The 21858-nt window shown below is 51.4% G+C and carries 17 protein-coding genes; 9 read left to right on the forward strand and 8 right to left on the reverse strand.

Annotated elements, in window-relative coordinates:
• Positions 1–102: 102 nt before the first annotated feature.
• The gene (gene iolT1 / locus ACLJZ5_RS15010; protein ID WP_000107709.1) at positions 103–1536 is read left to right on the forward strand and encodes a myo-inositol import MFS transporter IolT1; all 1434 of its coding nucleotides are present in this window, start codon (positions 103–105) and stop codon (positions 1534–1536) included.
• 50 nt (positions 1537–1586) lie between these two features.
• Here the strand turns inward: iolT1 and iolR are convergent, their stop codons facing one another.
• On the reverse strand, positions 1587–2420 hold the full coding sequence (gene iolR / locus ACLJZ5_RS15015) for a myo-inositol utilization transcriptional regulator IolR (RefSeq protein WP_000033840.1): 834 nt from the start codon (positions 2418–2420) through the stop codon (positions 1587–1589).
• Between the two features lie 490 nt (positions 2421–2910).
• Positions 2911–4290, reverse strand: a complete 1380-nt coding sequence (gene mpl / locus ACLJZ5_RS15020; RefSeq protein WP_001219833.1) for a UDP-N-acetylmuramate:L-alanyl-gamma-D-glutamyl-meso-diaminopimelate ligase — start codon at positions 4288–4290, stop codon at positions 2911–2913.
• A 174-nt stretch (positions 4291–4464) separates the two neighbouring features.
• Here mpl and fbp point away from each other — a divergent pair, with 174 nt between their 5' ends.
• From fbp to ACLJZ5_RS15040, 4 genes are all read left to right on the forward strand, one after another.
• Positions 4465–5463 carry a class 1 fructose-bisphosphatase gene (gene fbp, locus ACLJZ5_RS15025; RefSeq protein WP_000853764.1) on the forward strand — a complete coding sequence of 333 codons (999 nt, stop codon included), beginning with the start codon at positions 4465–4467 and terminating at the stop codon, positions 5461–5463.
• 226 nt (positions 5464–5689) lie between these two features.
• Positions 5690–6220 (forward strand): inorganic diphosphatase, encoded by a 531-nt coding sequence (ppa, locus tag ACLJZ5_RS15030; RefSeq protein WP_000055079.1) that lies wholly within the window; start codon positions 5690–5692, stop codon positions 6218–6220.
• A 409-nt stretch (positions 6221–6629) separates the two neighbouring features.
• A complete protein-coding gene (locus ACLJZ5_RS15035; RefSeq protein ID WP_000977207.1) occupies positions 6630–7793 on the forward strand; it encodes a metallo-dependent hydrolase in 1164 nt (387 codons plus the stop codon).
• Positions 7790–8998 (forward strand): MFS transporter, encoded by a 1209-nt coding sequence (locus tag ACLJZ5_RS15040; protein WP_024797772.1) that lies wholly within the window; start codon positions 7790–7792, stop codon positions 8996–8998. Before ACLJZ5_RS15035 ends, ACLJZ5_RS15040 begins: the two co-directional genes overlap by 4 nt.
• Positions 8999–9052: 54 nt before the next feature.
• Here the strand turns inward: ACLJZ5_RS15040 and ACLJZ5_RS15045 are convergent, their stop codons facing one another.
• From ACLJZ5_RS15045 to tamA, 3 genes are read right to left on the reverse strand one after another with little or no spacing between them, the layout of a single operon-like run.
• Positions 9053–9397, reverse strand: coding sequence for a gamma-glutamylcyclotransferase (locus tag ACLJZ5_RS15045; RefSeq protein WP_001219167.1), 345 nt, complete (start codon positions 9395–9397; stop codon positions 9053–9055).
• Between the two features lie 2 nt (positions 9398–9399).
• Complete coding sequence (tamB, locus tag ACLJZ5_RS15050; RefSeq protein ID WP_024797773.1) at positions 9400–13179, reverse strand: autotransporter assembly complex protein TamB; 3780 nt, start codon at positions 13177–13179, stop codon at positions 9400–9402.
• Complete coding sequence (tamA, locus tag ACLJZ5_RS15055) at positions 13176–14909, reverse strand: autotransporter assembly complex protein TamA (RefSeq protein ID WP_001120235.1); 1734 nt, start codon at positions 14907–14909, stop codon at positions 13176–13178. Before tamA ends, tamB begins: the two co-directional genes overlap by 4 nt.
• Before the next feature lie 212 nt (positions 14910–15121).
• Here tamA and msrA point away from each other — a divergent pair, with 212 nt between their 5' ends.
• Both msrA and ACLJZ5_RS15065 read left to right on the forward strand, forming a co-directional pair.
• Positions 15122–15760, forward strand: a complete 639-nt coding sequence (gene msrA / locus ACLJZ5_RS15060; RefSeq protein WP_000051464.1) for a peptide-methionine (S)-S-oxide reductase MsrA — start codon at positions 15122–15124, stop codon at positions 15758–15760.
• A gap of 182 nt (positions 15761–15942) precedes the next feature.
• Complete coding sequence (locus ACLJZ5_RS15065) at positions 15943–17286, forward strand: hemolysin family protein (protein ID WP_000934970.1); 1344 nt, start codon at positions 15943–15945, stop codon at positions 17284–17286.
• Positions 17287–17369: 83 nt separating this feature from the next.
• On the opposite strand, the gene ACLJZ5_RS15070 is transcribed toward ACLJZ5_RS15065, so the two are convergent.
• Positions 17370–17576, reverse strand: coding sequence for a DUF1107 domain-containing protein (locus ACLJZ5_RS15070; RefSeq protein WP_000689229.1), 207 nt, complete (start codon positions 17574–17576; stop codon positions 17370–17372).
• Positions 17577–17901: 325 nt separating this feature from the next.
• Between ACLJZ5_RS15070 and ACLJZ5_RS15075 the strand changes: the two genes are divergently transcribed.
• Positions 17902–18459, forward strand: coding sequence for a YtfJ family protein (locus ACLJZ5_RS15075; protein ID WP_000175305.1), 558 nt, complete (start codon positions 17902–17904; stop codon positions 18457–18459).
• Here ACLJZ5_RS15075 and cysQ read toward each other — a convergent pair.
• Positions 18449–19189 carry a 3'(2'),5'-bisphosphate nucleotidase CysQ gene (gene cysQ, locus ACLJZ5_RS15080; RefSeq protein ID WP_000893398.1) on the reverse strand — a complete coding sequence of 247 codons (741 nt, stop codon included), beginning with the start codon at positions 19187–19189 and terminating at the stop codon, positions 18449–18451. The genes ACLJZ5_RS15075 and cysQ overlap by 11 nt on opposite strands.
• 267 nt (positions 19190–19456) lie before the next feature.
• On the opposite strand from cysQ, the gene ACLJZ5_RS15085 reads away from it, so the two are divergent.
• Positions 19457–21400, forward strand: a complete 1944-nt coding sequence (locus ACLJZ5_RS15085; RefSeq protein ID WP_000589377.1) for a bifunctional 2',3'-cyclic-nucleotide 2'-phosphodiesterase/3'-nucleotidase — start codon at positions 19457–19459, stop codon at positions 21398–21400.
• Between the two features lie 57 nt (positions 21401–21457).
• Here ACLJZ5_RS15085 and ACLJZ5_RS15090 read toward each other — a convergent pair whose 3' ends face one another.
• Positions 21458–21844 carry a winged helix-turn-helix transcriptional regulator gene (locus tag ACLJZ5_RS15090; protein WP_001201297.1) on the reverse strand — a complete coding sequence of 129 codons (387 nt, stop codon included), beginning with the start codon at positions 21842–21844 and terminating at the stop codon, positions 21458–21460.
• Positions 21845–21858: the final 14 nt, after the last annotated feature.

Here is a 21858-nt window from a genome sequence, read left to right on the forward strand (position 1 = left end):
TCGTCGGCAGAGCTACGGCAATGACCGACATAAGATGAATTTGTCTATTTGTTCACTAAATTCAAACAGATAGATGAAGTTTATTCTGGAGATAATCTACCTATGTCCACATCAGATAGTTGTTATAATACGGGTTACATATTACGCATCTGCGCGATTGCCGCACTGGGCGGAATATTATTTGGCTACGATACTGCTGTTATTTCAGGTGCGATTGGTTCACTGACCAGCTACTTTCATCTATCTCCTGCTGAGACCGGCTGGGCGGTTTCCTGCGTTGTGGTGGGGTGCGTTATTGGTTCGTTTAGCGCCGGATATTTATCCAAACGTTTTGGACGCAAGAAATCATTGATGGTTTCAGCGCTGTTATTCACTATTTCCGCAGTGGGCACCTCCCTCTCCTACACGTTCACCCATTTTGTGATTTATCGCATTATCGGTGGACTGGCAGTCGGCCTGGCGGCAACAGTATCACCGATGTATATGTCTGAAGTCTCACCGAAAAACATGCGCGGCAGAGCATTAAGTATGCAGCAGTTCGCTATCGTTTTCGGTCAGATTCTGATCTTCTACGTTAACTACAAAATAGCATCGATTGCAGCAGATACCTGGCTCATTGAACTTGGCTGGCGCTATATGTTTGCTGCGGGTATTATTCCCTGCATTTTGTTCTGTATTTTAGTCTTTTTAATCCCGGAATCTCCCCGCTGGATGATGATGATTGGTCGCGAGGAGGAGACGCTAAAAATACTGACCAAAATATCCAACGAAGAACATGCCAGACATCTTCTTGCCGATATAAAAACCTCACTGCAAAATGACCAACTAAACGCCCATCAAAAACTCAATTACCGCGACGGGAACGTGCGTTTCATCCTGATCCTGGGCTGCATGATCGCTATGCTGCAACAGGTAACAGGGGTTAACGTCATGATGTATTACGCGCCAATCGTCCTTAAGGATGTGACCGGTAGCGCCCAGGAGGCCCTGTTCCAGACAATCTGGATCGGCGTGATTCAGCTTATCGGTTCCATTATTGGCGCAATGATTATGGATAAGATGGGGCGTTTGTCGCTGATGCGTAAAGGCACTATTGGCAGCATCATCGGCTTGTTGCTCACTTCATGGGCGCTGTACAGCCAGGCAACCGGTTATTTCGCGCTATTCGGTATGCTGTTCTTTATGATTTTCTACGCGCTTTCCTGGGGCGTGGGCGCATGGGTGCTTATTTCTGAAATATTCCCTAACCGGATGAGGTCGCAGGGAATGAGTATTTCGGTCGGATTTATGTGGATGGCAAACTTTTTAGTTTCGCAATTCTTCCCGATGATTAATGAAAACCCGTATTTACTTTCGCATTTCCACGGCGCATTTCCAATGTGGATATTTGCCATCTGCTGCATCTTCAGTTACTTCTTTATCTGCCGTTACCTGCCGGAAACAAAAGGCATTTCGCTGGAGAAAATGGAGAGCGTAGTGTTAGCAAAACGCAGAAAAAAACTGCAGCCAATTCAAACCGAACGTTATTCTGATTAAGTTTCACCACAATGCCGATGATCGCTAAATACGATCATCGGCTTGTTTTTTTACTCCGTCGCCAGCGCCAGTGAAACCGCTAACGTTTGCGCCAGACACATGGACGCGACCTGAGAACGGAAACCATCGACCTGCGCTTCACGTACCACAAAACAGACTTCACTGAACGCTGCCAGCGGGCTGACCTGGCTATCGGTTATCGCAATATGGTGCGCACCGCGTTTCGCGCCAAGCTCGACTAATTCCACCACTTCCTGCGCGTAAGGCGAGTAGCTGATGGCAATAACGACATCGTCGGGGCTGACCATACTTAGCTGTTCAGAGAACATTCCGCCAATACCGTCAATTAAAAATGCCCGTCTCTCCAGATGACGCAATGCGTAGGTTAAATAACTGGCCACGCTAAACGAACGACGTAATCCAATCACATAAATATTGTCGGCTTTCGCTAACAGATTTACCGCCGCATCCAACTGCTCATTTTTAATCTGCACCGGTAATTGTTGTAATACCTGTGCATTCACCATTGAAAATAGCTTCAGAATTTCACCCGGCTTTTCCGGGGTAGGTTCCCCTTCATCCGCATTTTTCTGTCTGAACAGACGCGCCCGCTCGGTATAGCTTACAGTTTCCTCCATCAGGTGCTGGCGAAATACCTGTTTCATTTCATTAAATCCGCTAAAACCAAACGCATTAGCAAAACGAATCAGTGTCGAAGGGGGAACATCGGCATGTTGCGCGATGGAAGCTACCGTGTCAAAAGCAACGCTATTACTGTTATCCAGAATATACTGAGCAACTTGTTTAAGACGTTTGCTAAGGCTGTCATAGCGACTGCGGATATCATCCTGCAGTAAGGAAAGTTGAGTTTGATGTTTAGACATGCATGATACTCTAATAGAACGAAAATTTCGTAAATAACCATATTAGCACAAATGAACTGAACATACAGTTAACAACATTCAAATTGCGCTGTGGTTACCTTCAGTACAGAATTTGCTGGCGGGCTGGGTTCTGAGCAATCTGAATCTGACCGCATAAATGCGACAGGATCAGCATTGTTATGACTGGACGATGCCCGCAGCCAGGCGGCATCGCAAACGTTGAAAGGCAGAAGATGACGTTTATAAATCACGAAACCTTCATCTGTTATTGCGAACTGGCTCTTTTCGTCCCGCATACGGCAACCGGCGGAACACTCTTAGTGTATTACACTGATTACTTTAAGGATATGCGTCTACTCTTTTTCAATACTGAGCGGCAAATGATTTTTCAGTATTGCTTTAACGTCTCCCGGCGAGCGGAATGCGCTTTCGATGGCAAGATGCCCCATATAAAACAGCCAGCCACAAGGCTGGCTGACCGCATAGTCATTTAATACGCTGTTACGTTCTGAGCTTTTTTCGCCAGCCCATCCAGCAATTTCTGATGGATGCCGCCGAAACCGCCGTTGCTCATCACCAGGATGTGATCGCCAGGCTGTGCGGTTTTCACCACCATTTCCGCCAGCGTATCGACATCGCCACTCCAGTGAGCAGGCTGTACGCAGGCTTCAGCGACTTCCGCCACTTGCCACGGAATATGCGGCGGCTGCAGCAGGAACACTTCATCCGCACGCCCTAACGACGGTGCCAGGTCATCCTTGCATAACCCCATCTTCATCGTGTTAGAACGCGGCTCCAGCACTGCGATAATGCGCGCGGTGCCGCCCACTTTACCGCGCAGCGCCGCCAGCGTGGCCAGAATTGCCGTCGGGTGGTGAGCAAAATCGTCATACACCGTCACGCCGTTCGCTTCGCCGCGTAGCTCCAGACGGCGGCGGGCGTTAATAAATGACCCCAGCGCGCTGGCCGCTTCTGCGGGCGCGACGCCCACGTGGCGCGCGGCGGCAATCGCCATCAGACCGTTGTGCATGTTATGTTCGCCGACCAGGCCCCATTTCACATCGCCGACTTTTTCGCCGTCCAGCCACACTTCCCACTCGGAAGCATCCGTAGTCAGCTTCTTCGCCTGCCAGTGTCCCTGCTCGCCCACCAGCTCTTGCTCGCTCCAGCAGCCCAGCGCCATGGTCTGTTTCAGGTTGATGTCGTTTTCCGGCCAGATGATGCGCCCCTGCCCCGGCACGATGCGCACCAGATGGTGGAACTGCTTCTGGATCGCTTTCAGATCGTCGAAGATGTCGGCATGATCAAACTCAAGGTTGTTGAGGATCAGCGTCCGCGGGCAGTAATGCACAAATTTAGAACGTTTATCAAAGAACGCGCAGTCGTACTCATCCGCTTCGATAACAAAGAACGGGCTCTCGCCCAGGCGCGCGGAAACCTCAAAGTTGCCCGGTACGCCGCCAATCACAAAGCCCGGTTTGTACCCGCACGCTTCCAGTATCCAGGTCGCCATGCCTGCGGTCGTGGTTTTGCCGTGGGTACCGGCGACCGCCAGTACCCAGCGATCGCGCAACACAAAGTCGTGCAGCCACTGTGGACCAGACATAAAGGGAATGTTTTTTTCCAGCACCGCTTCCACGCACGGATTCCCGCGCGTCATCGCATTGCCGATAATCACCAGATCCGGCTGCGGATCGAGCTGGCTGGCGTCATAACCCTGGATCAGATCAATGCCTTGCTTCTCAAGTAAGGTACTCATCGGCGGATACACATTGGCGTCCGAACCCGTTACTTCATGACCAAGCGAGCGAGCCAGCATCGCCAGCCCCCCCATGAAAGTGCCACAAATTCCCAAAATATGAATGCGCATACGTCACTATCCTTTTTTTATCTGCGAGCCATTTTACGCACATGTCTGGCAAGTGAGAAACGCATTTCAGGTAAATCTGTACTTTGCTGGCGCGATTCACCTGAGCGCATCATCTGAAATGTTTGTTAAGATTGTTACGGTCGCTTTACTCCAATCAATTGCAGGGAAAGTGTTATGAAAACGTTAGGTGAATTTATTGTCGAAAAGCAGCACGAGTTCTCTCAGGCTACCGGTGAGCTCACTGCTTTGCTGTCGGCAATAAAATTGGGCGCCAAGATCATCCACCGCGATATCAACAAGGCCGGTCTGGTCGATATCCTGGGTGCCAGCGGTGCTGAGAACGTACAGGGCGAGGTTCAGCAGAAACTCGATCTGTTCGCGAACGAGAAACTGAAAGCTGCACTAAAAGCGCGCGATATTGTAGCGGGCATCGCATCGGAAGAAGAGGACGAAATTGTCGTCTTTGAAGGCTGCGAACACGCGAAATATGTGGTGCTGATGGACCCTCTGGATGGCTCTTCTAACATCGACGTTAACGTCTCTGTCGGTACGATTTTCTCGATTTATCGCCGCGTGACGCCCGTCGGCACGCCGGTCACCGAAGAAGATTTCCTGCAACCCGGCAACAAACAGGTCGCTGCGGGATATGTCGTGTATGGCTCGTCCACCATGCTGGTTTACACCACCGGCTGCGGCGTACACGCTTTCACCTACGATCCGTCGTTGGGCGTGTTCTGTCTGTGCCAGGAACGTATGCGTTTCCCGGAAAAGGGTAAAACCTACTCCATTAACGAAGGCAACTACATTAAATTCCCGAATGGCGTGAAGAAGTACATCAAATTCTGCCAGGAAGAGGATAGTTCAACAAGTCGCCCTTATACCTCACGTTACATTGGCTCTCTGGTGGCCGATTTCCATCGCAACCTGCTGAAAGGCGGCATCTATCTCTACCCCAGCACCGCCAGCCATCCGCAGGGAAAACTGCGTCTGCTGTATGAGTGCAACCCGATGGCGTTCCTCGCAGAACAGGCCGGCGGCAAAGCAAGCGATGGTAAAGAACGTATTCTGGATATCATTCCGGAAAGCCTGCACCAGCGCCGCTCGTTCTTCGTTGGCAACCGCCATATGGTTGACGATGTGGAACGCTTTATCCGCGAATACCCGGACGCGTAATCTTTACCACCATGCGGAATAACGCATGAAGCCGCCATTGGGCAATAACATGTCCGATGGCGGCGTTGCCTTATCAGGCCCGTGATTTTTCCGGTTCTTAACCTTTGTCGTTTATGCTCCGCAACGACGCGCCAGATGAGGCGGAAACGAAAACAAGCGAAGACTTTCGGCGTGAGTTGGCTATAATACTCGCCACTTGTTTGTCATAAATTCAAAGGAAACAGACATGAGCTTACTCAACGTCCCGGCGGGTAAAGAACTGCCGGAAGATATCTACGTCGTTATCGAGATCCCGGCTAACGCAGATCCGATCAAATACGAAGTTGACAAAGAGAGCGGCGCGCTGTTCGTTGACCGCTTCATGTCCACCGCGATGTTCTATCCGTGCAACTACGGTTACATCAACCATACCCTGTCTCTGGACGGCGACCCGGTAGACGTTCTGGTCCCGACGCCGTACCCGCTGCAGCCAGGCGCCGTCATCCGTTGCCGTCCGGTTGGCGTACTGAAAATGACCGACGAATCCGGTGAAGATGCGAAACTGGTTGCCGTACCGCACACCAAACTGAGCAAAGAGTACGATCACATTAAAGATGTGAACGATCTGCCGGAACTGCTGAAAGCGCAGATCACTCATTTCTTCGAGCATTATAAAGATCTCGAAAAAGGCAAATGGGTGAAAGTTGACGGTTGGGACAACGCCGAAGCGGCTAAAGCGGAAATCGTTGCCTCCTTCGAGCGCGCAGCGAAGAAATAAGTTCGCTTTTACATAAGCGTCAAGATAAAGGCTCTCATAGTAATGAGGGCCTTTTTATTGGCTAATGAATAGAACACAATTTTTATCATTATTAGTTTAACATTCACGGAATGAATAAGACTTTACCTTATTTTTTATTAAAAAGGGTTGAATACGCTCACATTTTCTCTAAAAAGCTTAAGATAATAATTGTTTTGTGAATGCCCGCAGACTCCACTGGACTTACGCCCTAAATATTAGCAAGCGCCAAATTCTTATTTAGTGCATAGGCCCGATTACCTTTTTAATAAGGTATCCTAAGCTCTCCCTACCAATAACCGTATTTTTAATCCAACATAATATCCGCTCAAAACACACTTTTTAATATATTTTTAAGGGCTGCCATAATTATTTACTATTTTAAGAGATTATGATGAAAAATGATATATTAATTACCGGTGGACATATCATCGATCCCGCTCGTAATATTAATGAGATTAACAATTTACGCATCATTAACGATATTATCGTTGATGCCGATAAATATCCTGTAACTTCGGAGACCCGGATTATCCATGCCGACGGTATGATCGTCACTCCCGGTCTTATCGATTATCACGCGCATGTTTTTTATGACGCGACGGAAGGCGGCGTCAGGCCTGATATGTACATGCCGCCGAATGGCGTCACCACCGTCGTGGATGCAGGTTCTGCCGGTACGGCAAACTTTGATGCCTTCTACCGAACGGTGATTTGCGCCAGCAAAGTTCGAATCAAAGCGTTTCTGACCGTGTCGCCGCCGGGCCAAACCTGGTCACAAGAAAATTATGATCCTGACAACATTGATGAAAATAAGATCCACGCGCTGTTTCGTCAGTATCGCAACGTTCTTCAGGGATTAAAACTCAAGGTTCAGACTGAGGACATTGCTGAATATGGATTAAAACCGCTGACTGAATCCCTTCGTATTGCCAACGATTTAAGGTGCCCCGTGGCAATACACTCGACTCATCCCGTCGTTCCCATGAAAGAACTTGTCTCCTTGCTACGCCGCGGCGATATTATCGCTCATGCGTTTCACGGCAAAGGTAGCACCATTCTTACTGATGAAGGCGCTGTCTTAGCCGAAGTCCGTCAGGCAAGGGAAAGAGGCGTTATATTTGATGCCGCCAATGGTCGCAGCCATTTTTCAATGAACACGGCACGCCGAGCCATCGCCAATGGCTTTCTTCCGGATATCATCAGTAGCGATCTCTCAACCATCACTAAACTCGCCTGGCCTGTTTACGCCTTACCATGGATTTTATCGAAATATTTAGCACTCGGCGTCGCGCTTACCGATGTCATTAACGCCTGTACCCATACCCCAGCAGTTTTATTGGGCATGGCAGCAGAAATTGGTACGCTGGCCCCTGGGGCATTTGCCGATATCGCCATCTTTAAATTAAAAAACAGGCATGTTGAATTTGCCGATATTCATGGTGAAACGCTCACGGGGACGCATGTGCTGGTACCACAAATGACCATAAAATCCGGTGAGATATTATTTCGTCAAATTGATTTTGGCGCGCGGCCAAACGGAGTTGAAAAATGACCTCAATGCAAAAATGGCTACGGATCGGCGCGACATTAATGTTCGGCCTTTTTGTTGCTTATCTTGACCGTTCTAATCTTTCCGTTACGTTACCTACGATTACACACGACCTGAATATTGATGGCGCAACGGCCAGCATTGTATTAACCATATTTCTTATTGGCTATGCCTTTTCAAATATTTTTGGCGACGTATTTACCCAGCGATACGATCCGAAAAAAATAGTCATTCTGATGGTGCTAATCTGGTCGATTGCGACCGTTTTTGTCGGATTTACCTCGTCAGTGTACGTTATTTTGATTTGTCGGCTGGTGCTTGGCATTACCGAAGGCATTTATTGGCCGCAGCAGTCCCGCTTCGCCAGCGACTGGTTTTCAGACAAAGAACGGACGCAGGCGAACAGCATTATCCAGTATTATGGACAGTTCCTGGCATTAGGCCTGGGATTTATGATTTTGTCCCCGCTGGATGCTGCCTTCGGTTGGCGAAATGTTTTTATTATCACTGGTGTGATCGGCATTGTTGTTGTGGTTCCACTTTATATAACAATGCTGAAAAAACAGGAAGAAGCGCCTTATTATCGTGCGCCGGCGCCAACAGAGAAAACTAAACTTACCCTGGAATCGCTGGGCGGAACCCCTTTCCTACTCCTTATTTTTACCTACATCACTCAAGGGATGTTGTTCTGGGGAATTACGTTATGGATCCCCATGGTTGTCAATTCTCTCGGCTATACCGGATTCAGTAAAGCATTGGTCAGTTCTCTGCCTTATCTGACTGCGGTTATACTGGCAATCCCTATCTCATGGATCAGTGATAAGACACAAAAACGTGTACTTATTGCTTCACTGGGCCTACTAATCCCCGGCGTGATGTTATTTCTCTTGCCATTTGTCGATGCGCCAGGCTTTAAAATCACGCTCATTACCCTGGCGATGGGTTATTATGCCGCCAGCTTTACCCCCAATATCTGGTCGATTATCCAGTCGAACGTTAAACCCCATGCGATTGGCCCAGCCTCCGGTATTATTAATGGCATCGGCGCCGGCGGCGGCGGTACGCTGGCAGGCCTAATGGTCGGCTATTTTTACCGGACAACCGGCAGCTATATGCAGGGATTTATGGTTCTCGGATGCATTGTTATCCTGGGCGGCGCGTCATTATTGATCTACGGCAGAATAAGAGCTCACCATGCCCGGCGCTAGCGCCATCAGCCAGAATGTAAAAAAACAACGCCACCCGAGGGTGGCGTGTTCAGTTCAGGGCTGGTTTCTGTCTAACCAGTCACCGCTTTCAATCAGAGTTAACCCATCAACAGGACGTTGATATACATACATCCATGCGCTGCCGTAAGGCGTCTGGATTAACTGGCGTGCGTATTCACCGCCCCTGGTGCGCAAAGCATCAAGTTCGGCCAGCGTGGCGTTATCAATTCGATAAACTTCACCGTATACCGCTCCGTTTCCCGGAACTGCGCCTGGATAGTGGCCCAGACTATACAACTGGTAGTTATCGATACGGTAATCGCCAAGCAATTGGGCATTGGTCATCCAGTGACTGTTGCCTTGTTTCTGTCGTAAACTGCCATAGACAAATATTCGCATTGCTAAAACTCAAACTGATAGAGCAAATCAAGTGCCTGATCTACGCCAGACACTGCTTCCAGATATAGCTTAGGCATCAGGCGATAACGTAACGTGAGCGTCGCCAGAGAGTCAAATATCCCTACACCATACTTCACCTGTAGACCCGGCAGTACATAGCCGCTGACCACAACCTGAGACGAATCGCCCACCCCTTGCGTGTCCAGCGCCAGATTACTTACGCCGAATGTCTCTCCGATTTTACCCACAACCTGACCACTTTGCGCAACCCCCAAGCCAATAAGCATGGAGGTCATTGCTGCGCTATCACTCTGATTGCTGTCCAACCCCTGCCCACGCAGCAGATAAGAAAGCGCTTCAGCCTGCGGCATCGCCGGATCGGAGAAGATTTCCGCTTTGGGTTCATCAGCAGTGCCTGTGACACGCACGCCCGCAATGACATCGTCTTCGGTGGCGTCAGGGTTACGGATCGCTTCGATATTGAGCAGCGGCTGATCCGGCGGGCCGGAGAACAGCAGCTCGCCTTTACGGACAAGCAGGTCCTGGCCGTAGGCGCGGAATCGGCCGTCAGGAATATTGATTTGACCATTCAGCCCCAGCCCCTGCTTATCCTGCGCGACTTTCAAATCGCCGGTCAAACGCGCTTTAAGCCCGAAGGCGTCGATGCGCACGTTGTTGCCGACGTGGACCGTCAGATTACTGTTGATGGGAATAGACGCTGTCTGCGGCGTTTCTGGTTGCAGGTCATTGTTGAGCATAACCACATCGCTGGAGACGCCGACCGCGCTCTCCGGCAGGTCGTGCACCACAATTCGCGCCCACGGAACGTCCACACGCCCATCCAACGTGAACAGCGAAGGCGTCGCGTCAAAGACCACATCCGGCGAGACATCCAGGCGCACCATCGGCGGAACGGTAATCCGCACCCGGCTGCCTTTCGCCGTCACCCGCGCGCGCCAGTTGTCAATCTGACTCCAGTCGGCGTTGCCGTTCAGGTTAATTTGCCCTTGTTGTGTTCGCACGATACCGGCGAGCGTCGAACGCGTCCCGCTAAAGTTCATGGTGAGCTGGCTCGGCTGCATCTCAAACGGCATAAAATTACCGTCAATATCCAGCGCGCTAAGCTGCAACTGACCAAACAACTGCGGGCTTTGTACATCGCCGCCCAGACGTAGCCTGGCGTTTAACATTCCCGCCGCTTTTTCTCCGCGCGAAAAGACAGGGTTGATCATCGCCAGATTGAGATTGCGCATGTTGACGTTACCGCCGAGATTGCGCCGCCCCTGAGGATCGGTTACCTGCACCTGGCCATCGAATTGACCATTGTTCGTCAGGCGAATCAGCCATCCCAGCTCGGCGCGATTATTGTGCAGATCGGCGCTGAGGTTCAGCGTCTCAAACGCGACCGGTAACGGCGCGTCATTGACGGTCTGCGTGACCTTCACGTTACGACCGGAAAGCGTGACCTTCCCCTGCGGCAATCCCTCCTGGGTGGTATCCCACGACACGTCCGCTTTCCCGCTAAAGACCCCGCTGGCCTGCGTGGTATCAGGCATAAATGGCTTCAGCATCGCCAGATCAAAGCGGTTGAGATTGACCACCGCCCGTCCTGCGGCGCCCGCATCAATGGTTTGCGGTACGCACAGCTCGGCGTTCGGGTTCAGCCAACAATGCGGCCCAATACTGATTTTCTGTTCTTTATTACGGTAGTCCAGCGCAATCGCGCGGGTCAACGACCATGGCCCCACTGGCGTCTGGAAACGGGTGTCGCTTAACGTCCCTTTCCAGCGCGCCGCCTCGCGATCAAAACTGCCTGTCAGGGAGAGTTGACCGGATACCGGCTCTCCCTGAACACGGAGCTGTAGCTGATGCTGCTTCTCGCTGCCTTTGGCGTCAAGCGTCACCAGATTGATGTTAACGTCGGGCTGCGAAATCCGCTCTACGCGAACGTTGAGATGGCCCGCTATCTGATCGGTGGATTTAATATCGCCCTCAATGCGCGCCTGGGCGACAGACAGCTCCTGCCAGCGCAAGCCGCGGGCGGTGATATCCGCCAACAGCTGCGGCGCTTCTACCGTACCGCGGACTTTAACGATTCCTTTTGCCATGCCGCCCAGCCCTGGCAGCGCATTATCCAGCCCTGGCGCATCGATGGCGGCGTCAAGATTCAGCTCCTTAACGCCAAGCTCGCCTTTTATATCGGCGCTGTTTGGGCCCAGCGCAAGGTGCAGCCCCGGGATCGTCCACTGCATGTAGCTGTTGCCCTTTAGCGTCCCGTTGACGTTAACGCTGTTCTGCTTCACATTGCCGGTCAGCTTGAGCTCCGGGACATCCATCTGCCAGGTGCCGCCGTAGAGGCTGCCTTTGGTTTTCATGACGCCGTTAAGCTTCGCGGGCCAGTCCGGGATCTCTTTAGCGGTATTGATGCCATTCAGCGTCAGTTCGCCGCGCCAGCTAATCGCCTGCTGCCAGTCCACCAGCGCTTTCAGTTCGGTTTTTCCCTCCAGAGCGGCGACGGTGAGTTTATCGAGATTAATCTGCCGCTCATTCCCTTTGGCATCCAGCGTGATGGTCGCCGGCGGAATATCTTGTCCTTTCACGGCGGTTCGCATCGACAACGTATAGTCGGTCATCTTACCGCTCAGTTTGAGCTTCAGATCGTCAGCCTGAAACTGGGTATCACCCGTCAATGGCCAGGCAATGCGTTGGCTGACGACTTCAAGATTGAGCGGTAAACCGGCCTCCGCCAGCCGCGTCTGGGCGCGAAGCGCGACATCCATCGGCCCGGAAAGGTTCACCCCGACCTCCAGTTGTTCGCGTAACGCGCCGCCGACCTTGAGTTTTATCTTTTCACCCTTTAGCGGATCGATATTCAGCGTACTGTTGAGCGTAATATCGACCGGCCAGTTATTGGCGAGCTGCGCCGTACCGGAGGCTTTCACCGTGCCCTGGTTGGCGTCGATATCCAGAGTATCCAGCTTCATATTACCGTCGATACTGCTGACTTTAAGCAGCATCGTGCGCACCGTCAGATCGGTATCGCCGGTGATACGTAGCTGCTCGCCGCGAAATGACTCGATATTCAGATTGAGCGGCAGGTGAACATCAGTCATCTCCGGCATTACCGGTTTTGCAAACAGATCTTTTAGCGTTTCGCCAAGCGGCTTTTCATCCGGTTGAGGTTTCTCGATTTTGGGTTCAACCACCTCTTCCTGCGCCACGTCAGCGACCTTCGGCAGCGCAATCAGCAGTCCCTGAAGCCGCGTCGGTTTCAGGGTCAGGTTCTTCTCCTGCCATGCCAGCCCGGAGGTAAAATCCAACACCGAAACGGTAGTGTCATCAATCTTGATATTGATGTTATTCAACGCCACGCGCGACAGCGTGATGGGCCAGGGGGTGGAGAGGTTCAGCGGTCCGCTTTCTTCCTCTTCTTGCGCCGGTTCGGAAGGCGGCATTTTTTTGCTGTCGATAGCGACATTAATGTTTTTTAACGCCAGATCATTGACGCACAGGCTACTGCGCCACAGGCAATCAAGCCCGACGGCCAGATGAATTTCGCCCGCATTCACCGCAACGCCCGGCTGCTCATAGCGGATATTTTTTAATGATAAGTCCCGCCAGCCGCCGGTGACCTGCCCAATCTCCAGCCCCGGCACCCAGCGGTTCGCCGCACTGAATACCAGATGCAGCCCCGTCGTCGTCCCGACCAGAAACGCAACGCTCGCCAGTAACACCACAATGAAAATCAACACGCCGAGGCTTATTTTCTTCCGTAAACTCATAATTCAGGCCCCAGACCGATATAAAACTGTAAACCGTGTTCGTCTTTGTCGCCGACCGGTACGGCAAAATCGAGTTTGATAGGCCCAACCGGCGACGCCCAGCGCACGCCGACCCCGGTCCCGGTTTTGAAATCGCTACGGCGAATATCACTCACCGCCTCGCCGCTATCGACAAACACTGCCCCCCACCATTTACCGGTGACGTTATACTGGTACTCCAGCGATCCGGTTGCCAGTTTTGAGGCGCCTTTAAGATTGCCGTCGCTATCTTTAGGCGAAATAGATTTGTATTTATAGCCGCGAATACTGCGGTCGCCCCCGGCGAAGAAACGTAAATCCGGCGGAACTTTGTCGAAATCACCGGTTTCTATCCAGCCCAAATTGGCGCGCATCACAAAACGGTGGCGATCGTACAAAGTCCGAATCCAGACGTTTTGCGCCTGCAGCACGGAGAAATCCACGTCGGAGCCCCAGGCCGTATTCGAATAGTCTACTGAATAGCGCTGCGAATCGCCCCAGGTTGGCATCAGTCCCCCTCGCGAGCGGGTTCGGCTGATCATCACGCCCGGGTAGAACAGCATGGTGGTATTGGTGACGTTCCCCTGGGTAAAGTGGTCGAAACTCCAGCGCAGGTTAATCGCCCGCTGCCAACCGCTGGAAAGGTCCCAGTAACGCGAAACAGCAAGCGTGGTCGAGTCCTGCTCCGTATCATTCAAATCGGTACGTTTAAAACCGCCCTGTACCAGATAGTATTGCTCCAGCGGGTTTTTCAGCAGCGGCATTTTATAACTAAAATCCAGCACCTGTTCCGGCGCAGAAATACTGGTGCTGGTGGTCAAGCTATGACCGTAGGAGTTCATCCACGGTTTTTTCCACGACGCTTTCACGCGCGGCCCGACGTCGGTGGAGTACCCCACCCCAGTTTCAATCGTGTTTTCGGTTCGCGGCGATACCACGCCTTTTAACGGCAGAATTTTTGTTTTACGCGATTTCTCAAATTCCGGCGCCACCACGACAGAATTAAACCATCCGGTAGCGGAAAGTCGGCGGTTTAGTTCCGCCAAATCTTTCGACTCGTACTCATCGCCCTCTTTAAACGGCAACAGATTTTGTAAATATTCATCACGAATCTGCGAACCTTCGAAGGTGACAGGTCCGAAGCGATAGCGCTCACCGCTATCATAATCAATATCCCAAAACGCCTGATGACGGCCCAGAGCAATTCCCAACTGACTTTTAACGAATTCGCTGTCGAAATAGCCTTTACGTAGCGACACGCTGGTTAACGACTTCTTAAAATTGTCATAGTCTCCCTGGTTCAGCACCGTGCCGATTGCCGGACGCGTTTTCAGTAAGGCCAGATAATCTTTGTCCGTGCGCGCGCCGCCGCGTAAAATGACTTCTGTACCGCCAATCAACACCGGCTGGCCGGGCGTAACCCTGGCGATTAATACCTGCCGTCCTTTCGCAGGCGGTGGAAGCAGGTCGAATTTGATAGTGGGTTCGTAATAGCCTAACGCTTTAAGCCCTTCGCGAATCGCATCATCAACTCGGGCGCGAAAGCGCCGATCCGGCGTCACCTCATCGCTCTGAATCGTAGAGAGCTGTGCGCGAACGTTTTTTTCCAGCTCTCCGGATAGCCCTTCGACTTTCAGACGAACATTTGCGGCTACCGCAGAACTGCTCAGGCACAGTAAGCTAACCCAACATAACTGACGGATATGTGGCACATTTTCTCCTGAATATCCCCTATTCCCACCCCTGGAAAAAATCACACTACCGCTCCGCGGCTTAACATAAAATCAACAATTGCGATTGAAAAGCAGACGACTGCCCAAATATTTCTTATGGTTAAATCCAGATACATTAATGTTGTTATTGTGTGCAAAGATGCGTCTCGTTACAACCTTAACGCCAATTAACGCTTTCGGGAGAATAGCTCATGAGTTTATTTGATAAAAAACATCTGGTTACTCAAGCAGATGCGTTACCAGGACGCAACACCCCGATGCCGATCGCCACTCTGCATGCGGTAAATGAACACTCTATGACCAATGTCCCTGCCGGGATGGAGATCGCCTACTTCGCTATGGGCTGTTTCTGGGGCGTAGAACGTTTATTCTGGCAATTACCCGGCGTATATAGCACCGCGGCAGGGTATGCGGGCGGTTACACGCCTAATCCAACCTACCGGGAAGTCTGCTCCGGGCAGACCGGTCATGCCGAAGCGGTACGGATAGTGTACGATCCTGCCGTTATCCGTTATGAGCAGCTTTTACAGATTTTCTGGGAAAATCACGATCCAACGCAGGGGATGCAACAGGGTAACGATCACGGTACGCAATACCGTTCTGCGATTTATCCCTTAACGCCGGAACAGAGTGCCGCTGCTCACGCCAGTCGCGAGCGCTTTCAGTCGGCAATGGCCGCCGCCGGAAACCATCGCCCTATTACCACGGAAATCGCCCATGCGACGCCGTTTTACTACGCCGAAGATGAACACCAACAGTATCTGCACAAAAATCCATACGGTTACTGTGGGATTGGCGGGATCGGCGTTTGCCTGCCGCCTGACGCGTGACGACGCTGGCGTAGGGAGAACTTGTCGGAGTTGAAAATGAACCCTCTGGCGACTTTACAGTAGCTTACGCTATACTAGCCCTGAACTTATCGGCTCACTGCTACGAGCCGGTTTTCATTAAACGTTACCACACGGATTTATAAACTTCCCTTCCGAGGATCTGGCGTTTCGCCGGATAAGATATGTTAAACAGTATATTCATTATATTCTGCCTGATCGCTGTAAGTGCGTTCTTCTCCATCTCCGAGATCTCGCTTGCCGCATCACGTAAGATTAAACTTAAGTTATTAGCTGATGAAGGCAGTATCAACGCACAACGCGTATTGAAAATGCAGGAAAATCCCGGCATGTTTTTCACCGTTGTGCAAATTGGCCTGAACGCCGTCGCTATTCTTGGCGGTATCGTCGGCGATGCGGCATTTTCGCCCGCCTTTTCCGCCCTTTTCTCGCACTATATGTCGCCAGAACTCTCCGAGCAGCTGAGCTTTATTCTCTCTTTCTCGCTGGTGACGGGGCTGTTTATCCTGTTCGCGGATTTAACCCCGAAACGCATCGGTATGATTGCGCCAGAAGCTGTGGCTTTGCGTATCATCAACCCGATGCGCTTCTGCCTGTTCGTTTTTCGCCCGCTGGTGTGGCTGTTTAACGGCATGGCAAACAACATCTTCCGCCTGTTCAAAATTCCAATGGTGCGGAAAGACGACATTACTTCTGATGATATTTACGCAGTGGTGGAAGCCGGCGCGCTGGCGGGCGTCTTGCGCAAGCAAGAGCACGAACTGATTGAAAATGTGTTTGAACTTGAATCCCGCACCGTACCGTCTTCCATGACGCCGCGCGAAAGTATCATCTGGTTTGATCTGCACGAAGACGAGCAAAGCCTGAAGAAAAAGGTCGCCGAACATCCGCACTCAAAATTTTTGGTGTGTAATGAAGATATCGACCACATCATCGGCTATGTAGACTCCAAAGATCTGCTGAACCGCGTGCTGGCGAACCAAAGTATGGCGCTGAATGGCGGCGTGCAAATTCGCAATACCTTGATTGTGCCGGATACGCTGACCCTTTCTGAGGCGCTGGAAAGTTTCAAAACGGCGGGCGAGGATTTCGCGGTCATTATGAATGAATACGCACTGGTCGTCGGTATCATTACGCTGAACGATGTGATGACCACGCTAATGGGTGACCTGGTCGGCCAGGGACTGGAAGAGCAAATTGTGGCACGCGATGAAAATTCCTGGCTGGTTGACGGCGGCACGCCGATTGACGACGTCATGCGCGTGCTGGATATCGATGAGTTTCCGCAATCCGGCAACTATGAAACCATTGGCGGCTTTATGATGTTTATGCTGCGCAAGATCCCAAAACGTACTGATTCGGTGAAGTTTTCCGGCTACAAATTTGAAGTGGTGGATATCGACAACTACCGTATCGATCAGTTGCTGGTGACGCGTCTCGACAATAAAAGCAACGTACCGGCACCGAAACTGCCCGATGCGCAAGGTAAAGAAGACAGCGCGGCCTGAAATCCGTTTGCCAGAAACATCAACGGCTCCTGATTCAGGAGCCGTTTTTTTTACTTTTTTAACCTACTGCATAGCACTTTTGGTTACGCCATCTCAGTTTGCAGACGCATAACCTGACGGTTAACTTCAGACATCACAGACAAGTGCTGCTTGTCTCTCACTTTTGGGATAAGAATCTTACCCTTATCGAACTCAAAAGCGCCAACATCCTTGATATATAACCGTCCACGGAACAGGATCTTCACGTACTTCGCCACCTGTAGCGGGTTGTAGCGTTGGAAAATTTTCATTGTTGTCTCCTGCAGAGTATTACGCCCTTGCGGTGCCACAATCGGCCCAACAGTTTTAAGGCGCAAATTTTAATGCCATATGACTATAGACCATATCTACGTCGTTTCCAGTGTGCATAAGTATATTTACCTTTTGATTACAGTTATTCAGAATTATCTAAACATCAGCTCATTTTTCTCAGTATATGCCTTCATTTTTCACAGGAAGTGTGCGCCCGCCCGCAAACTGGCATCCCCTTTGCGGGAAAAAGCATCAATCGCACATATGATTAACTATCGGCCTAAAGTGGTCGGATCACCTGCAAAAAATAAAGAAGGAATGACCATGACCCTACGTAAAATTCTGGCGATGTCGTGTCTGCTACTCCCCATAATGGCTTGTGCGCATAACCTTGAAGTTAACCAACGGGTGCCGCCGGTAGGCATTGCCGATCGTGGCGAACTGACGTTGAATAAAGATGAGTTTAGTTATAAAAACTGGAATAGCGCGCAGCTGGCGGGAAAAGTGCGCGTCCTGCTGCACATTGCGGGTCGAACGTCAGCGAAGGAAAAAAACGCCACGCTGATTGAAGCGATTAAATCAGCCAAGCTCCCGCATGACAGATACCAGACGACCACAATTGTGAACACTGATGATGCGATCCCAGGCTCCGGTATGTTCGTGCGTAGCAGTATAGAAAGTAATAAAAAGCTCTATCCGTGGTCGCAATTTATTGTCGACAGCAATGGCGTGGCGCGTAACGCCTGGCAATTAAAAGAAGAGGGGTCCGCCGTCATCGTGCTTGACAAAGACGGTCGGGTTCAATGGGTGAAAGATGGCGCGTTAACCCAGCAAGAGGTACAGCAGGTGGTCGACCTGCTGCATAAGCTCCTCAGTAAATAGTCACCCGGAAGCCGGGGTTAAGGAACGATTCACGAGGGGTATAGTCCAGCGTTTTTCCCTGCCAGTCGTGAACGTGTGCCCCGGCTGCAACGGCAATGGCATGACCTGCGGCAGTGTCCCAGACGCTGGTCGGCCCAAATCGGGGGTAAAGCTGCGCCTGGCCTTCCGCCACAAGACAGAATTTCAGCGAAGAACCAATAGAGGTTGTCTGATGTTCGCCAAGCTGTTGGAGATATTCGGTGAGCTCATCATCCGTATGCGAACGGCTAATCACCACCAGCGGCGGGCGGGCATCCCGGACCTGAATCTGCTTACGCACCCCGCACTCCTCTTTCCAGGCCTTACCTTCCGCCGCGTAGTACATCACTTTCAGCACCGGCGCATAGACAACGCCCAACACCGGCTTGCCCTGCTCAATCAGCGCGATATTGACCGTGAATTCGCCATTGCGCTTGATGAACTCTTTGGTGCCGTCGAGCGGATCGACCAGCCAGTAGCGCTGCCAGTGCTGGCGCACTTCCCAGGCGGGCGGATCTTCTTCTGAAAGCACCGGAATATCCGGCGTGAGCGTGCGTAACCCTTCGAGAATCACGGTATGTGCAGCGATATCCGCCGCAGTGACTGGAGAATCGTCCTGCTTGCGGGCGTACTCCATCGGTTTGGCTCCATCATAAACCTGCATAATGGCATCGCCCGCGTTCCGTGCAAGCTGGCATACTTGTTCTAACATTCTCCACCTCTTTATGACAGGGGCGTTAACTCGTTGTTTTACTTATACCCGATCGTTAAGGGTTCCGCCAACTGTGATACCGTCTGCGGTTTTGATAATACCTTTCATGGCATGATTCACCCTTCTGTGAACACTCGCAAAAAATCGGCCGGATGGGGCGGTTTCGCCTTCTTCTGGCGACGGTCGGAACGATATCGGGTTTCACTGTTTATCATCGCTATTTTTCACTATCCGGCTTTTCTATTGCGTTCTTAAAAGGTGCCTCTGATGATTAAGTTTAGTGCAACGCTTCTGGCTACGCTGATCGCCGCCAGCGTGAATGCGGCCACCGTCGATCTCCGTATCATGGAAACTACTGATTTACATAGCAACATGATGGATTTCGATTATTACAAGGATACCGCAACCGAAAAATTCGGATTGGTACGTACCGCAAGTTTGATTCATGCCGCCCGAAATGAAGTCAAAAACAGCGTGCTGGTGGATAACGGCGACCTGATTCAGGGGAGCCCTCTGGGCGATTATATGGCGGCAAAAGGGCTCAAAGACGGTGATATTCACCCGGTCTATAAAGCGCTCAACACTCTGGATTACGCGGTTGGAAACCTCGGCAACCATGAGTTTAATTATGGTCTGGACTATCTGCATAACGCGCTGGCTGGCGCGAAATTCCCTTATGTTAACGCCAATATTATCGACGTTAAAACCCAAAAGCCGCTCTTTACGCCTTATCTGATTAAAGAGACGAGCGTTATTGATAAAGACGGCAACCCGCAAACTCTGAAAATCGGCTATATCGGCTTTGTTCCGCCGCAAATCATGATTTGGGATAAAGCGAATCTGAGCGGCAAAGTTACCGTCAATGACATTACGGAAACCGCCCGGAAATATGTGCCCGAAATGCGCGAGAAAGGCGCTGATATCGTGGTAGTCATTGCTCATTCAGGCCTTTCTGCCGATCCGTACCACAGCATGGCGGAAAACTCGGTTTATTACCTCAGCGAAGTTCCCGGCGTCGACGCGATTATGTTTGGCCACGCCCATGCCGTCTTCCCCGGTAAAGATTTTGCCGACATCAAAGGCGCGGATATCGCCAAAGGTACGCTTAACGGCATTCCTGCGGTAATGCCTGGCATGTGGGGCGACCATCTGGGAGTGGTCGATCTGGTGCTCAATAACGACAGCGGCAAATGGCAGGTTACGCAGGCGAAAGCGGAAGCGCGGCCTATCTATGACGCCGCCGCTAAAAAGTCGCTGGCAGCGGAAGACAGTAAGCTGGTCGGTATTCTGAAAGCCGATCACGATGCCACCCGCGAGTTTGTCAGCAAGCCCATCGGCAAGTCCGCCGATAATATGTACAGTTATCTTGCTCTGGTGCAGGACGATCCTACCGTACAGGTGGTGAATAACGCGCAAAAAGCGTATGTGGAACACTTTATTCAGGGCGATCCGGATCTGGCGAAACTGCCGGTGCTGTCCGCCGCCGCGCCGTTTAAAGTTGGCGGGCGTAAGAACGATCCTGCCAGCTTTGTCGAAGTGGAAAAAGGCCAGTTGACCTTCCGTAACGCCGCCGATCTTTATCTCTATCCGAATACGCTGGTGGTGGTGAAAGCCAGCGGCAAGGAGGTAAAAGAGTGGCTGGAATGTTCTGCCGGACAATTTAATCAGATTGATATTCACAGCAACAAACCGCAATCGTTGATCAATTGGGATGGCTTTCGCACCTATAATTTCGATGTCATTGACGGCGTGAATTATCAAATCGATGTGTCACAGCCCGCCCGCTATGATGGCGAATGCCAGATGGTGAATCCGCAGGCGGAACGTATTAAAAACCTGACCTTTAACGGTAAGCCTGTCGACCCGAACGCTACGTTCCTGGTCGCCACGAATAACTATCGCGCTTACGGCGGCAAGTTTGCCGGCACGGGCGACAGCCATATCGCCTTTGCGTCTCCGGATGAAAATCGCGCCGTGCTGGCGGCATGGATTGGCGCAGAGTCAAAACGCGCGGGCGAAATCCATCCGGCGGCGGATAATAACTGGCGTCTGGCGCCAATCCACAGCGATACGGCGCTGGATATCCGCTTTGAAACATCGCCAGGCGATAAAGCCGCTGCCTTCATTAAAGCGAAAGGGCAGTATCCGATGAAGAAGGTTGCCGTCGATGATATCGGTTTTGCCATTTATCAGGTGGATTTAAGCAAGTAACGTGTGTCCCGTATGGCGCTGCGTTTATTCGGCCTGACTGGCAGGCCGAATAAAGCGCTAGCCGCCATCTGATAAACGCTCCCGCTGCGCCAATACCTGCGGCAAATTCAGTTCTATCCAGTCCGCCAGCGCGGCGACTTTATCACTCACCTGCTCGCCAAGCGGCGTCAGGCTGTACTCCACATGTGGCGGAACAACTGGATATGACACCCGGTTGAGAAATCCGTCCTGTTCAAGCGCCTGTAACGACTGCGCCAGCATCTTTTCACTCACGCCTCCCATCTTGCGGCGCAGGTCGCTAAAACGGTGTGTACCGTCGCGTAACGCGACCAGAATCAGTACGCCCCAGCGACTGGTGACATGTTTTAACACCTCACGGGACGGGCACTGTTCAGCAAAGAGATTGCCTTCACGCAGCTGCCGGGAAAGAGTATGAGCGCGCATTGATACTTACCTTT

This window comes from Salmonella sp. 5800, assembly GCF_046558195.1.
Taxonomy (GTDB): domain Bacteria; phylum Pseudomonadota; class Gammaproteobacteria; order Enterobacterales; family Enterobacteriaceae; genus Salmonella; species Salmonella enterica.